Raw genomic sequence first — 15,021 nt, 5'->3', positions numbered from 1 at the left:
TAACATTTAATTTAAGGCCCGGCAAGTTATAGCATAAACACAGAAAAAGGGTTAACGCGAAGTTAATCTCATCGAAGTCTTATCGTCACCGTCACTGAAGGGCTACAGTCGTTTACTTTACACCTGTTAATAGTTTCATCAGGCATTACATCAAAGTAAACGATATCTCCTGTTTTCAATACCTGGTCAGTATGTGGCAGGTATGCATCAAATACATTTTCATAACGTTGTTGATTGTGGCAATTGGTCCAGGACACGCCCATATTCCGGTTAGTGACCCTGATAACCGTTGTTGCACAGGATGTATAGACAACAATCCCTTTCAAGCCAGTGGCATAAGGCGTACTACGTATGTCTTCTTCTTTTTTCCGGCAGCCGCAGAAATACATACACAGGCATAGCGTAAATAGTAAAACAGACCTTGGTTGCATAGTATGGGTTTAAATTCATTAGTCTCCCGTAATCACGATGGTAGCCAATGTCGGAGGATTGCAATCCAGCATATCGCACTTGAATTGCGGCTCATCAGCAACTATATTGAAACTGAATTCTACACCTGCCGCTATGCCATTCCTGTTCACAATATTGGCGTCAATCACATGTTCATACATTTTTTTGTCCTGGCAGCTGATCCAGTCTGTACCGATATCCTTGTTAAGTACCTGGACAGCGGTGGTGGCACAGGAAGAATACAGGATCTTTCCTCTCAATCCTTTTTGCAGGATCGGTCTTCCGCTTTCTTCATTTTTCCGGCAGCCGGCTGCAAGTATGAACAGACATATTGAACAGAGTAATACAGGGACAGGTTTCATGACAGCGCATATTTAAATCAATCTTGTATAATAGCAATAGCAACTGATACGGAAGGCCCGCAATCTGCCATATAGCATTTGGCACGTGATTCATCCGCTATAATGTCAAAGGAGAATTCACCTTCAACCGGCCATGCAGGGGGCTCGGGGATGACAACGTCAATCATATTCTGATACGTTTGCTGATCGTGGCAGTTAGTCCAGTCAGAGCCAATATTTCTATTTAAGACCTGCACCGCAATAGTAGCACAGGAAGCGTATATGATCTTTCCTTTCAGGCCCTTTTGTAATACGAGCGTATGGTCATCTTTTCTGCAACCACAAAAAAGGATAAACAGGCATGTTGCAGATAACAATACAGATGTAGATTGCATAAAAGGGGCTTTCCTGTGAAACGGCGATCTCCCGGTAAAAGTTACAGTATAACTTCCAGCCCATCATAGGCCAATGCCATACCAGCAGGCAATTCTGCGGTAATTTCTTCGTGTTGACCCAGCTGGTGACTGATATGGGTAAAATAGACCTGTGGGATCTCCAGTTCACGGCCAATGGCAATCGCTTCGTCCAGCGTAAAATGGGAAATGTGTTTCTCCTTTCTCAGGGTATTGAGTACAAGCACTTTAGACCCTCTGATCTTCTGCTTTTCCTCTTCCGCTATAAAATTGGCGTCTGTGATATAGGTAAAATCATTGAAGCGGAAGCCCAGCACCGGCATACGATGGTGCATGACATTGACCGGAGTGATATCCAGACCGTTCACATTAAAAGGCGCTGTGCCAATGGTGCGAAGGTTCAGTTCCGGAATACCCGGATATTTCTGTTCCGTAAAAGCATAGGAGAATTCGTTACGGATGACCTGCTGTGTAAATTCCGTGGCATAGATGTCGATAGCCCGCTGCTGGAAATAATTAAAGGCACGGATATCGTCCATGCCTGCAATATGATCTTTATGGGAATGGGTGATCAGCACCGCTTCGAGGTGTTTTAATCCTACCCTGAGCATCTGGTAACGGAAATCGGGCGTTGTGTCGATAACGATGTTACCGGCGGGTGTGTCAGATATCAGGATACTGCTGCGCAGGCGCTTATCTCTCGGATCGGTTGAAGTACAGACCCGGCAACCACAAGCTATAACGGGCACTCCCTGCGAAGTACCTGTTCCTAAAAAGGTGACTTTCAATTCTCTGTAGGTTGTTCTGGTGAAGGTGGTAATGGTGTCTCATCAGCGCTGTCGGCCGCCGCCGCATTTGTCGCGTTCCTGTTGTCGACAATCTGTCTGTACAGCTTCAGCGACTCCGGAGTGAGCATGCTCTCATCCAGCGTCATCGTAGAGAGGATATCCAGCAAGGTATTGATACGTCCCTCCAGATTCAGGAATTTATTGATAACAACCACCTTCTTGTGTTCAAGTACACAATAGCCGGAGTTGAACGTTCCTTTTTCGAAACGCAACTCGTACTTGGCCTCTCCAAAGATCTTTTCGAGGCGGGTCAGGTTATTGGGTGTGACTTTAAAGTTCATTCAACAAAAATAAGGAAAAAGCCCGGAGTCCCTATTTACTCACCAGCCTTGCCACCGGCACAATCACTTCTTCCAGTGAAATACCACCATGCTGAAAAGTATTCCGGTAAAAATTAACGAAGTAATTATAGTTGTTCGGATAACAGAGATAACCATCCTCTTTGGCGAAGATGTAGGAAGAGTTCACGTTGGGCCTTGGAAGACCAGCTTCCTTTGGATCGCGGAAGGCCAGCACTTCTTTTGCATCGTAGTTCAGGTTACGGCCATGCTTATACCGGAGGTTGGTAGTGGTCTGTTTGTCGCCGATCACTTTTACCGGTGTTTTCACCCGTACGTTGCCATGGTCGGTTGCCACGATCAGGTTAATCTTTTTGTCTGCCAGTTTACGCAGTGCCTGATGTAACGGAGAGTGTTCAAACCAGCTGGCGGTAATGGAGCGATAAGACATCTCATCGGCCGCCAGTTCTTTCAGCACCTCCATTTCTGTACGGGCATGGCTGAGCATGTCCACGAAATTATACACGATCACATTGATCGGATATGACATCAGGTTATGAACATTGTTAACCAGGTGTTGTCCATCACTGTGGGTGGTCACTTTAGTATAAGAGAACCTGGCGTCCAGTTTCAGGCGGCGGAGCTGGTCGGCAAAGAAAGTTTCTTCATGCAGGTTCTTCCCTCCTTCCTCGTCATCATTTTTCCATTCTTCCGGGAATCGTTGTTCTATGTCCACCGGCAACATACCGGAAAAAATAGCGTTACGGCTGTACTGGGTCGAAGTGGGCAGGATGCTGTAAAAAGTATCTTCCTGCACCAGGCGGTAAGATTCCAGGAAGATGGGCAATATTGCTTTCCACTGGTCCCAGCGTAGGTTATCTATTATAATGATAAAATTAGGTACGTCGTTGTCCAGTGCCGGCAGTATCTTGTCCCGGAAGAGAGTATGAGACATCACCGGCGCCTCTTTCGATTTCGGGCTTACCCAGCTGGCGTAGTTCCGGCTGATGAATTTGGCAAACTCGGTATTAGCTTCTGCTTTCTGGGAGTTCAGCACTTCCAGCATTTCCGGGCTGTTGGTTTTCCCCATTTCCATTTCCCAGTATACCAGTTTCTTGTAGATGTCCATCCACTCGTTGTAGTCCGGGTTAGAGTTCAGGGCCATGAACAGTGTACGGAATTGCTGCTGATAGGCAATGGTTGTCTTTTCGGCCACCAGGCGTTTATTGTCAATGATCTTTTTCAGGGAAAGGAGCACCTGGTTGGGGTTCACCGGTTTGATGAGGTAGTCGGTGATCTGGGAGCCGATAGCGTCGTCCATCACATTCTCTGCCTCGTTCTTGGTGATCATCACCACAGGGATCTGCTGATCGATTTCCTTGATCTTTCCCAGGGTTTCCAGACCAGTAATACCCGGCATAGATTCATCCAGCAGCACAACGTCAACCACCTGGTCACGCAGGAATTCAAGGGCATCGTATCCATTGGTGAGGGCCGACACTTTGTATCCCTTGGTCTCCAGGAACATGATCTGCGATTTCAGTGATTCTATTTCATCATCTACCCAAAGTATATTTATTTGACTCATTCAAGTAAGGTGTTTATGATAAAGCAAATTTTAGTTGGCAGTGACAACTATTCTACTCAAGTTACGATTCTAAGTTGTCAAAAACCGTTCCCGGCAGCTCATCCGGACACAATAAATTGTTAAAAAACAATATGTTCTATGACCAGTGATTAAATATTAATAATTTCGATCATAAAAATAGGGAAAATCGTGTGGAAGATAGGGGGATTCCCTTCCTCCCGCGTCTATACATTAGAAAAAGTTACAGATAATAATTCCTTAACGTAGCTTTGTCTAGCTAAAGGAGAACGGTAAATGGCAGAACGCAAGCGTAAAATTGTAAACGATCCGGTATATGGCTTCATTACGATAGACCATCCGCTGATCTTTACATTGATCTCCCACCCATACTATCAGCGTTTGCGCAGGATCCACCAGATGGCCCTGGCACACCTGGTATATCCGGGCGCCATGCACACCCGTTTCCATCATAGTATGGGCGCCTATCATCTCATGTGTTTTGCCTTAATGGAACTTCGGGCCAAGGGGGTACACATCACGGCAGAGGAAGAGGTTGCTACAAAGATGGCCATACTTTTGCATGACATAGGTCATGGACCTTATTCACATGCGCTGGAGAATGGCATTATTGAAGGGGTATCCCATGAAAAGATCAGCCAGTGGCTGATGGAAGAGCTCAACAGGGAAATGGACGGGGCGCTGACACTGACGATAGAGATCTTTAACGGGCGTTATCACAAAACCTTTCTGCACCAGCTGGTTTCCAGCCAGTTAGACGTAGACAGGATGGATTATCTGAACCGTGACAGTTTTTATACAGGCGTCTCTGAAGGAGTAATTGGATACGACAGAATAATAAAAATGCTGACAGTACACCGTGATGAGCTCATGGTGGAAGAGAAAGGGATCTATTCTATAGAAAAGTTCATAGTAGCGCGCCGCCTGATGTACTGGCAGGTTTACCTGCACAAAACGGTGCTGAGTGCAGAGAATATGCTGGTAAAAATACTTCGCAGGGCAAAGGAACTGGCGTTACAGGGTGTATCCCTCTATGCTTCACCTGCTTTGGAGTATTTTCTCTATCATACGATCACGGCGGCCAACTTTGAACAGGAGCCTGCCTGCCTGCAACAGTTCTGCCTGCTGGACGATTATGATATCATGGGAGCTATCAAGGTCTGGGCGAAACACCCTGACAAAATATTATCGCTGCTTTGTAATTGGCTCATCAACAGGAATCTGTTCAAATGCATCCTGAGCAATGAGGCCTTTGACGCGGAAAGTATTCATCTCATGAGGCAAAAAGTACAGCAACAGTACGGCATTAGCGGTAAAGATCTGGACTATTTCGTATTTACGGGCACAGCCTGTCTCAGTGCTTACAATGTGAATAATGAGAAGATCAATATTCTCTTTAAGGATGGAACTGTAAAAGACATTTCCTCCATCGACAATGCACTGGTTAGTCATACGCTGGCTATACCCGTAAAAAAATTCTACATTTGTCATCCAAAAATCTGATGAATGGCTAATTATCAATTACAAATTCCGGAAATACGAGTTGTGGAATAAGTACAAGTTGATAGCTGGTCAGATCGGGTAACATTATTAATTAATAACTATGCAGTTTAGCGCATTACAATTGGCTACCATGCTGGATGGTAAGCTGGAAGGCAACCCGGACGTAAAAGTGAGCAACATCGCCAAGATTGAAGAGGCCGGTGAAGGGATGCTCAGTTTCATTGCCAATCCTAAATACGAAGAATTCATTTATACTACCAATGCTTCGATACTGATAGTGAATGAGAGCCTTGTAACGGAAAAACCTGTTAAGTCAACTCTGATAAGGGTAAAAGATGCGTATAGCAGCTTTGCTCTTCTACTGGAAAAATATAAACAGATGGTAGGTAACAAGACCGGTATTCAGCAACCGTCTTATGTACCTGCCTCAGTAAAGACCGGCCAGAACGTCTTCATCGGCGCTTTTGCCTACCTGGGTGAAAATGTGGTGCTTGGAAACAATGTTAAAATATATCCCGGCGTATACCTTGGCGATAATGTTACTGTGAAAGATGATACTGTTATCTTCCCCGGTGTAAAGGTATATGACAACTGTATACTGGGCAGCAGGGTTATCCTGCATGCGGGTTGTGTGATCGGAGGTGATGGTTTTGGCTTTGCACCGCAGCCTGATGGAACCTATAAGAAAGTGCCGCAGATCGGTAACGTGATCATTCACGATGATGTGGAAATAGGGGCTAATACCACAATAGACCGTGCTACAATGGGTTCCACCGTTATCCGCCAGGGCGTAAAACTGGATAATCTGATCCAGATAGCGCACAATGTGGATGTGGATACCAACTCTGTAATAGCGGCACAAACCGGCATTTCCGGCAGTACAAAAATCGGTAAGAACTGTGTGATAGGTGGACAGGTAGGCCTGGTGGGACATATCCAGCTGGCAGACGGTACCAAGATCAATGCGCAGAGCGGTTTGTCTAAATCAATAGTGGAACCCAATACAGCACTGATGGGATCCCCTGCCTTTGATTACAAAAGTTCGCTGAAAAGTCAGGCAATTTTTAGAAATTTGCCCGACCTTGAAAAACGTGTGAAGGAATTGGAAGATATGGTAAAACAACTGCTTTCCGTGCGGGAAGGTGTTTGAAGAACAAAGTAGGATAAACAGTTATAATAAAATATGGATAGTCAACAGTCGTCTAACCAACACACGATAAAAGCCCCAGTTACAATATCGGGTGTTGGTTTACACACAGGAGCGCATGTAAACATGACCCTGAAGCCGGCCACTCCCGGTTACGGTATTAAATTTCAGCGTGTAGATCTGCCTGAACAACCTGTAGTTAAAGCCGATGTCGATTATGTCGTGGATACTGCACGCAGCACGACCCTCGAACACAACGGCGCCCGCGTAAGCACGATCGAGCATATTATGGCTGCCCTGGTGGGTACAGGGGTCGATAACGTACACATCGAGATCGATGGTCCTGAAATTCCGATTATGGATGGTAGCTCCTATCCTTTTATCCAGAAGATAGAGGAAGCGGGTATTACCGAGCAGGACGCTAAGAAGGTATGGTATTCTATTGACACCAACATCAATTACTACGATGATGCGAAGAACGTAGAAATGGTAGCCCTGCCTGCAGTGGATTACCGTGTTACCTGCCTGATCGATTTCAATTCTCCTGTTTTAGGAACACAGCATGCTAACCTGAACAGTCTGCAGGACTTCAAACAGGAAGTAGCACCCTGCCGTACTTTCGTGTTCCTGCATGAACTGGAATACCTGATCTCCAACAACCTGATCAAAGGCGGTGATATCAACAACGCTATCGTGATCGTTGATAAACCGGTAAGCGATGAGCAACTGGGCGGTCTTGCCAAAGTGTTCAAACGCGAGAATATCAGTGTGGCACAAAGAGAAGGTATCCTCAATAACATACAGCTTCACTTCCCGAATGAACCGGCACGTCACAAGCTGCTGGACATCATAGGCGACCTGGCGCTGGTAGGTGTTCCTATTAAGGCACATATCATCGCAAACCGTCCGGGTCATGCTTCCAACGTGGAGTTTGCCCGTAAGATCAAACAGTATATCAAGAAGAACAAGCACATCAAGGATGTGCCTGTGTACGATCCTAATAAACCAGCTATCTTTGATCTGCCACGTATTGAAAGAACGTTGCCGCATCGTTATCCGATGCTGCTGGTAGACAAAATCATCGATCTTACCGATTCACAGGTAGTAGGTATCAAAAACGTTACCTTCAACGAGCACTTCTTCCAGGGCCACTTCCCGAATAACCCGGTAATGCCGGGCGTATTGCAGGTGGAAGCGCTGGCACAGTGCGGAGGTATTCTTGCACTCAACACCGTTCCCGATCCTCAGAATTACGATACCTATTTTATTAAGATCGACAACTGTAAGTTCAAGCAGAAAGTATTTCCAGGAGACACCATGATCCTGAAGATGGAATTGCTGAGCCCCATCAGAAGAGGCATAGTAGAAATGAGAGGAACCGTATTTGTAGGTAACAAGGTAGTAACTGAAGGGGACCTGACCGCTCAAATCATTAAAACAAGAGAAAGCTAAACAATAGCAATGATCCATCCGCTAACTTACATTCACCCGGACGCCAAAGTTGCGCCAAACGTAAAGATCGATCCCTTCACTGTCATTCATAAGAATGTTGAAATCGGAGACGGCACCTGGATCGGCTCCAATGTCACTATTATGGAAGGCGCCAGGATCGGTAAGAACTGCCGTATCTTTCCCGGGGCTGTAATTTCCGCCATTCCGCAAGATCTCAAATTTGCAGGCGAAGAAACCACAACTGAAATAGGAGACAACACCACCATCAGAGAGTATGTAACCATAAACCGGGGAACCAAGGATAAATGGAAAACCGTTATCGGCAGAAACTGCCTGATCATGGCCTACAGTCATATTGCACACGATTGTGAAGTGGGCAATAACTGTGTATTTTCCAACAACACTACCCTCGCAGGTCATATCACCGTGGGCGACCACGTGGTGCTGGCGGGCATGGTAGCCGTTCAGCAGTTCTGTAAGATAGGCGCACATGCCTTTGTTACAGGCGGTTCCCTTGTAAGAAAGGATGTACCACCTTATGTAAAGGCAGCGCGTGAACCACTGTCATACGTAGGCGTGAATTCCATCGGTCTTAAGAGAAGAGGCTTCTCCCTCGAAAAGATCAATCATGTACTGGATATCTACCGTATCATATTCGTGAAAGGATACAAGCTGTCAAAAGCCATCAGTATCATTGAAGCGGAATATCCTGCCACTGATGAGAGAGATGAGATACTCTCCTTCATCCGTGAATCCGGCAGGGGCATCATGAAAGGTTATACGTCACTAGCCAGCGACGAATGAAAATAACGCTGCACCAGACAGGCAAACGATTTAACTACGACTGGATCTTCCGTCGTGTATCCGCTACTTTTGAAGCAGGCGGAAGGTATGCCATACTGGGTCCCAATGGCTCTGGGAAATCCACCCTTTTACAGGTTATCAGCGGACACCTGCATCACAATGAAGGTACCGTTACTTATAGCACACCGGAAGAACTGCTCAGTCCTGATCAGTTTTTCCGGCATTGTGCCATTGCTGCTCCTTATCTGGAACTGGTAGAGGAATTTACGCTGGCAGAAAGCCTGCAGTTCCATCTACAGTTCAAACAATTCATTCCTACTATCACTCCCGCAGATGCTGTTGCCCTGGTGGGCCTGGAGAAATCCATGCATAAACAGATCCGCTATTTTTCATCCGGTATGAAACAAAGACTGAAACTGGCATTGACCATTTTCTCTGATGTTCCCGTGCTGCTGCTGGATGAACCCTGTACCAACCTGGATGCCGCGGGCATCCAACTCTATCAGCAACTTATTACCGATTATAGTGGCGACCGGCTTATCATTGTCAGTTCCAATGATGAACAGGAATACTTCATGTGTCCGAACCACATCAGGATTCAGGATTATAAATAAGCATCCGCTTACCAAAGGCATTGATGCAACAAGCTCCATATACCTTATTTTTGATCACTAACTTACTTACGCCATATGCAAACTGCCAGTAAAAAAGTAATCAATGGCTGGGCTATGTATGACTGGGCCAACTCGGTATACAACCTGGTAATTACCACCACTTTTTTCCCTATCTATTTTACTACCATCACCCACTCAGAAGCAAACGGTGATAATGTAACCTTCTTCGGAAGGACATTTGTGAACTCTGCACTGTACGACTACTCTATGGCTGCGGCTTTTATGCTGGCTGCACTCTTGTCTCCAATCCTGTCATCCATAGCGGATACAAGAGGTAACAAGAAAAGATATCTCATGCTGTTCACCTGGCTGGGGGGATTAAGCTGTTGTGCTTTATTCAACTTCACAGGACCGGATCCCAGTGTTGAATATGGCGCCATCTTCTTCATACTGGCCACACTGGGATATTGTGGTGGGTTGGTATTCTACAATTCTTATCTGCCGGAAATAGCTGCGATAGAAGACCGTGACCGTATCAGTGCGAAAGGTTATGCAATGGGATATATAGGCAGCGTAGTGTTACAGCTGATCGGCTTTGCACTTGTGGTAGTAAAACCATTCGGCATTGATGGCGGAATGCCTGTACGTATCACCTTCCTGTTGACAGGTCTGTGGTGGATCGGCTTTGCACAGATCACCTTTTTACGTCTGCCAGCCTCCAAAGGTACTGTACAGCAACATAGCGCCAGTTCACTGACAGAAGGTTTCCACGAGCTCAAAAAAGTATTTGCACAGGTAAGCGTAATGCCCGTACTGAAAAGATTCCTGCGTGGATTCTTCTTTTACAGCATGGGTGTTCAGACCGTGATGATGGCTGCGACCATCTTTGGCAGCCAGGAATTGGGATTGCCAGCCGATAGACTGATAATGGCCGTAGTAGCCATTCAGATAGTAGCTGTACTGGGGGCCTGGGGCATCGCCAAGCTATCGGGCAAATTTGGGAACCTCCCTGTATTAATGGTGGTGGTGGTCCTGTGGGTCGGCATCTGCCTGGCCGGATACCGTATGCAGACAGCTACAGACTTCTATTTGCTGGCTGTAGCGGTAGGCCTGGTAATGGGAGGCGTACAATCCCTCAGCCGTTCTACCTACGCTAAACTGATGCCTGAAACAGAAGATACCGCCTCTTTCTTCAGTTATTATGATGTAGTAGAGAAATTATCTATCGCCATAGGGATGATCACTTTCGGTTATATCCATGAGCTGACGGGCAGCATGCGTAACTCAGTACTGGCACTGATCGCGTTCTTTGCAATAGGCCTGATCTGGCTATATTCAGCATTGCAAAAACAAAAAAGGATGGCTGCCGGAAACTGAAATTAACGAACTTCAGCACCCAAACTGATCCAATCATGAACTTATACAGTATAGATACAGGCTATTTTAAACTGGACGGAGGCGCCATGTTTGGCGTGGTGCCTAAAAGCATCTGGAACAAACTGAATCCGGCAGACGATAACAACATGTGCTCATGGGCCATGCGCAGCCTGCTGATAGAAGACGGCGACCGCCTCATACTGGTAGACACTGGCATTGGCAATAAGCAGGACGAAAAATTCTTCAGCCATTATTACCTGCATGGAGATGCCAGTATTGACAGCTCCCTGGCAAAACATGGCTTTCATCGTAATGACATTACCGACGTATTCCTGACACATCTGCACTTCGACCACTGTGGCGGTTGTATAGAAAGAAGGGAAGATAAACTCTTGCCTGCCTTTAAAAATGCCAGTTTCTGGAGCAACCAGGAACACTGGGAATGGGCTACAAAACCCAACGACCGGGAAAAGGCCTCTTTCCTGAAGGAAAATATCATGCCTATCCAGGAGAGCGGACAACTGAAATTTATTCCAAGGGAAGAAGGTATTCCATTCAGTAATGACTTCAATATCCGCTTTGTGTTCGGGCATACAGACTCGATGATGCTGCCACAGATCAGGTATAAAGATAAAACCATCGTATACATGGCCGACCTGCTGCCCAGCAAGGGACATATCCCCATTCCTTACGTAATGGCATACGATATGTTCCCACTGACAACCCTGCAGGAAAAAAAGAGCTTTTTACAGGAGGCTGTAGAGAATAACTACGTCCTCTTTTTTGAGCATGACCCTGTTACAGAATGCTGCACCCTGCAATCGACAGACAAGGGTATCAGGGTGGGCGATACTTTCCGGCTGGCAGATGTGTAAGTGTGCCATATTGGCACCAGATCTCCCTGCTGCACGCATTTTGCAATATCTTTGCCGGAGGTACATTACCATGGCGATACATTTGACTCAAGACAATAAATTGAAGAAGCTAATAGTTGTAGGAGACCGGGTGCTGATTAAACCAACCACCCCCAACGAGCGCACAGAAAGCGGCTTATATCTTCCTCCGGGCATGCAGGAAAAGGAGAAAGTGCAACAGGGTTATGTGATCAAAACCGGACCTGGCTATGCACTGCCCTTACCCAGCGAAGAAGATGAGGCGTGGAAACCGGAAGAAGAGAAAGTGAAATACATCCCCCTCCAGGCAAAAGAGGGTGATCTGGCCATCTTCCTGGTTAGCGGCTCTACAGAAGTGGTCTATCAGGGTGAGAAATATTTCATCGTTCCACAGGGTGCTATATTACTCCTCGAGAGAGAAGAAGAACTATAAGCCTGTTATAATACAGTAGAAGATACGCATTAGGGACTAAGCGTGAAGAACAAATGCATCGGCATTATTCTTCATACTTGGTCCCTGAATTTTTTATTACCCCTTTTGTCCAAAACCGCTTTTCCATATCTTCAACAAAAATTTTAATACATCATGGCAACGAAAGAAGCATTTCTGGAGTATATACAAAACGGTTATTCCTTTAAAGGTGAACATATAAAACTGGGATGTGCCATGCTGGATGGCGAAGTAATCACCGGCGCGGATGTATCCCTGCCACTGAAAACACTGAACAGGCATGGCCTGATAGCCGGCGCCACCGGAACCGGTAAAACCAAAACACTGCAGGTGATTGCAGAAGCATTGAGCGACGCCAGCGTACCTGTATTGCTGATGGACATAAAAGGAGACCTGAGCGGCATTGCTGCCGCAGGAACCGCCAGTCCGAAGATCGAAGAACGTTACCAGAAAATAGGTGGCAGCTGGTCGCCTGCCGCTTATCCAACGGAACTGCTTTCCCTGAGTAAGGAAAAAGGCGCCCGCCTCCGTGCGACCGTGAGTGAATTCGGACCAGTGCTGCTTTCCAAAATACTTGAGCTGAATGATACCCAGGAAGGCCTGGTATCGATGATATTCAAATACTGTGACGACAATAAACTGCCGCTGCTTGACCTGAAAGATTTCAAGAAAGTACTACAGTTCGTAAGTGATGAAGGCAAGGCAGAAATGGAAAAAGACTATGGTAAGATCTCTACCACATCAGCAGGTACCATTCTCCGCAAGGTGATCGGTCTGGAACAGCAGGGCGCAGATCTTTTCTTCGGAGAAGCCTCTTTTGAAGTAGATGATCTGATGCGTATCAGCGATGATGGCAGGGGTATTATCTCTATCGTAAGGGTAGCAGATATTCAGGATCGTCCGAAGTTATTCTCCACTTTCATGTTAAGCTTACTGGCAGAACTGTATGCTACCTTGCCGGAAGAAGGCGATCTTGAAAAACCAAAACTGGTGATGTTCATTGACGAGGCCCACCTCATCTTCCAGGAAGCCAGCACCGCACTACTGCAACAGATTGAGACGATCATCAAACTGATACGTTCCAAGGGCGTAGGTATATTCTTCTGCACGCAGAACCCTATGGACGTTCCGCCATCTGTGCTCGGGCAGCTGGGTATGAAAGTGCAGCATGCATTGCGTGCATTCACTGCCAATGACAGAAAAGCCATCAAAACAACAGCAGAGAACTATCCGCTGTCTGAGTACTATAAAACGGATGAACTGCTGACACAGATCGGTATCGGGGAAGCACTCATTACGTGTTTGAACGAAAAAGGACAACCTACACCGCTGGCAGCCACCATGCTGGTAGCACCACGCTCCCGTATGGACGTATTGTCGGATACAGAGGCAGATGCTATTGTCAATTCCTCTAAGCTGGTAAAGAAATATAACCGCGAAATAGATAACGATAGCGCTTATGAGATACTAACAGCCAAACTGGAAGAAGCTGCCGAAAAAACGGCCAAAGAAACCGAAGAAAAGGCATCTTCCAAAGGTGGTGGCAGACAAAAAGAAGAAAAGAGCATCCTGGAAACTGTACTGACCAGCTCTGCTGCACGTCAGGCCGGCCGTACTGCAGCAAATATCATTACCCGCAGCCTGCTGGGCGCGCTGGGGCTGGGCGGCAAAAGCAGTAAGAAGAGCAGTTGGTTCTAAGAAATACCGAATATTCACTATCTTATTGCCTTAACAGAACAAAACCAGGATTTCATGGAAAGAATTATCAAGACCGGTATATGTGCATATGGCATGTCAGGCCATATTTTTCACGCCCCTTTTATTCATGTACATCCCGGCTTTGCATTCACGGCCGTAGTGGAAAGAAGCAAACACATGGCGCAGGAAAGGTATCCGGAGGTGAAGGTGTACAAGAGTGTGGAAGAAATGCTCCAGGACGATTCCCTGGAACTGATCGTCGTTAACACGCCAAACTATACACATTACGAATATACCAAGGCGGCATTGAATGCCGGTAAACATGTAATTGTGGAAAAGCCATTCACTGTTACGTCTGTGGAAGGACAGGAACTGACAAAACTGGCCAAAAGCAAGGGACTGTTACTAAGCGTATACCATAACCGCCGTTTTGATAGTGATTTCAAGATCGTACGGCAGGTCATCGCCAGCGGCGACCTCGGAGACATTCTGGAGGCAGAGATCCACTATGACCGTTACCGTGAGGAACTAAGCTATAAGAAACACAAAGAAGCCGCTTTACCAGGCACCGGTGGTCTATATGACCTCGGTTCCCACCTGGTAGACCAGGCACTGCAACTATTCGGCTTGCCGGATTCTATCTGGGCGGATATCCGTATCATCCGTAAAGAGTCTATTGTGGATGATTATTTTGAGCTGGTATTCTTCTACGATAATTTGCGTGTGCGCCTGAAGTGTAGTTACATCACCCGCGAGCCTATCCCCTCTTACCAGTTTCATGGGCGTAAAGGCTCTTTCATCAAGACTAAAGCCGATACACAGGAAACCATGCTGCAACAGGGCCTGATGCCGGGCGCTCCCGGATGGGGCGTGGAAGGCATTCACGAATGGGGCCTGCTGCACACAGAAAAAGACGGTGAAGTGATCAGAAAATATCTGCCTTCTCCAAAAGGAGACTACCTGGAATATTTTGACGCTATGCACAAGGCGCTTACCCAGGGAGCTCCCGTACCAGTAGAACCAGCAGATGCCGTAAATGTGATCCGTGTGATTGAAACTGCGTTCCAGAGCAGTAAAGAAGGAAAGATCATCAAGCTGTAACCGCTATGGATATAAAAAGCAAGGGGCCGTATCATGTGTTGATAC

Annotated in this window: 16 protein-coding genes; 10 read left to right on the top strand and 6 right to left on the bottom strand. The window is 46.5% G+C overall.

Annotated features, from left to right (window positions below; all coding sequences use genetic code 11):
* Nucleotides 1-68 precede the first annotated feature (68 nt).
* Genes L3C95_RS06035 through L3C95_RS06010 form a run of 6 tightly spaced genes read right to left on the bottom strand, consistent with a single transcriptional unit; the run spans nucleotide 69 to nucleotide 3,918 of the window.
* Entirely contained in the window at nucleotides 69-431 is a 363-nt protein-coding gene (locus L3C95_RS06035) for a hypothetical protein (protein WP_236385888.1), read from the bottom strand.
* Nucleotides 432-449: 18 nt separating this feature from the next.
* Nucleotides 450-812 (bottom strand): hypothetical protein, encoded by a 363-nt coding sequence (locus L3C95_RS06030; protein WP_236385886.1) that lies wholly within the window; start codon nucleotides 810-812, stop codon nucleotides 450-452.
* Between the two features lie 17 nt (nucleotides 813-829).
* Nucleotides 830-1,186 carry a hypothetical protein gene (locus L3C95_RS06025; RefSeq protein ID WP_236385885.1) on the bottom strand — a complete coding sequence of 119 codons (357 nt, stop codon included), beginning with the start codon at nucleotides 1,184-1,186 and terminating at the stop codon, nucleotides 830-832.
* A gap of 41 nt (nucleotides 1,187-1,227) precedes the next feature.
* Entirely contained in the window at nucleotides 1,228-1,992 is a 765-nt protein-coding gene (locus L3C95_RS06020) for an MBL fold metallo-hydrolase (protein WP_236385884.1), read from the bottom strand.
* A complete protein-coding gene (locus tag L3C95_RS06015; RefSeq protein WP_236385883.1) occupies nucleotides 1,989-2,333 on the bottom strand; it encodes a hypothetical protein in 345 nt (114 codons plus the stop codon). Before L3C95_RS06015 ends, L3C95_RS06020 begins: the two co-directional genes overlap by 4 nt.
* A gap of 31 nt (nucleotides 2,334-2,364) precedes the next feature.
* Entirely contained in the window at nucleotides 2,365-3,918 is a 1,554-nt protein-coding gene (locus L3C95_RS06010; protein WP_236385882.1) for a response regulator, read from the bottom strand.
* Between the two features lie 294 nt (nucleotides 3,919-4,212).
* Between L3C95_RS06010 and L3C95_RS06005 the strand changes: the two genes are divergently transcribed.
* The 10 genes from L3C95_RS06005 to L3C95_RS05960 all read left to right on the top strand — a co-directional run bounded on the left by L3C95_RS06005 (nucleotide 4,213) and on the right by L3C95_RS05960 (nucleotide 14,976).
* Nucleotides 4,213-5,439 carry an HD domain-containing protein gene (locus L3C95_RS06005; RefSeq protein WP_236385881.1) on the top strand — a complete coding sequence of 409 codons (1,227 nt, stop codon included), beginning with the start codon at nucleotides 4,213-4,215 and terminating at the stop codon, nucleotides 5,437-5,439.
* 100 nt (nucleotides 5,440-5,539) lie between these two features.
* The gene (gene lpxD, locus L3C95_RS06000; protein ID WP_236385880.1) at nucleotides 5,540-6,589 is read left to right on the top strand and encodes a UDP-3-O-(3-hydroxymyristoyl)glucosamine N-acyltransferase; all 1,050 of its coding nucleotides are present in this window, start codon (nucleotides 5,540-5,542) and stop codon (nucleotides 6,587-6,589) included.
* Between the two features lie 33 nt (nucleotides 6,590-6,622).
* Nucleotides 6,623-8,038: a bifunctional UDP-3-O-[3-hydroxymyristoyl] N-acetylglucosamine deacetylase/3-hydroxyacyl-ACP dehydratase gene (locus tag L3C95_RS05995; protein WP_236385879.1), complete on the top strand. Its 1,416-nt coding sequence runs from the start codon at nucleotides 6,623-6,625 to the stop codon at nucleotides 8,036-8,038.
* A 9-nt stretch (nucleotides 8,039-8,047) separates the two neighbouring features.
* A complete protein-coding gene (lpxA, locus tag L3C95_RS05990) occupies nucleotides 8,048-8,842 on the top strand; it encodes an acyl-ACP--UDP-N-acetylglucosamine O-acyltransferase (protein WP_199654876.1) in 795 nt (264 codons plus the stop codon).
* Entirely contained in the window at nucleotides 8,839-9,456 is a 618-nt protein-coding gene (locus L3C95_RS05985; RefSeq protein WP_236385878.1) for an ATP-binding cassette domain-containing protein, read from the top strand. The genes lpxA and L3C95_RS05985 overlap by 4 nt, the downstream gene beginning before the upstream one ends.
* 75 nt (nucleotides 9,457-9,531) lie before the next feature.
* Nucleotides 9,532-10,833: an MFS transporter gene (locus tag L3C95_RS05980; protein ID WP_236385877.1), complete on the top strand. Its 1,302-nt coding sequence runs from the start codon at nucleotides 9,532-9,534 to the stop codon at nucleotides 10,831-10,833.
* Between the two features lie 35 nt (nucleotides 10,834-10,868).
* Complete coding sequence (locus tag L3C95_RS05975) at nucleotides 10,869-11,708, top strand: MBL fold metallo-hydrolase (RefSeq protein ID WP_236385876.1); 840 nt, start codon at nucleotides 10,869-10,871, stop codon at nucleotides 11,706-11,708.
* A gap of 100 nt (nucleotides 11,709-11,808) precedes the next feature.
* Nucleotides 11,809-12,159, top strand: a complete 351-nt coding sequence (locus L3C95_RS05970; RefSeq protein ID WP_236385875.1) for a co-chaperone GroES family protein — start codon at nucleotides 11,809-11,811, stop codon at nucleotides 12,157-12,159.
* Between the two features lie 153 nt (nucleotides 12,160-12,312).
* Nucleotides 12,313-13,875 (top strand): helicase HerA-like domain-containing protein, encoded by a 1,563-nt coding sequence (locus L3C95_RS05965; RefSeq protein ID WP_236385874.1) that lies wholly within the window; start codon nucleotides 12,313-12,315, stop codon nucleotides 13,873-13,875.
* Nucleotides 13,876-13,929: 54 nt separating this feature from the next.
* A complete protein-coding gene (locus L3C95_RS05960) occupies nucleotides 13,930-14,976 on the top strand; it encodes a Gfo/Idh/MocA family oxidoreductase (RefSeq protein ID WP_236385873.1) in 1,047 nt (348 codons plus the stop codon).
* Nucleotides 14,977-15,021 lie beyond the last annotated feature (45 nt).

This window comes from Chitinophaga filiformis, from assembly GCF_021646545.1.
GTDB lineage: Bacteria > Bacteroidota > Bacteroidia > Chitinophagales > Chitinophagaceae > Chitinophaga > Chitinophaga filiformis_A.
Note: the sequence above shows the minus strand (reverse complement) of the source record. Positions and strands in the feature narration are given on the sequence as shown.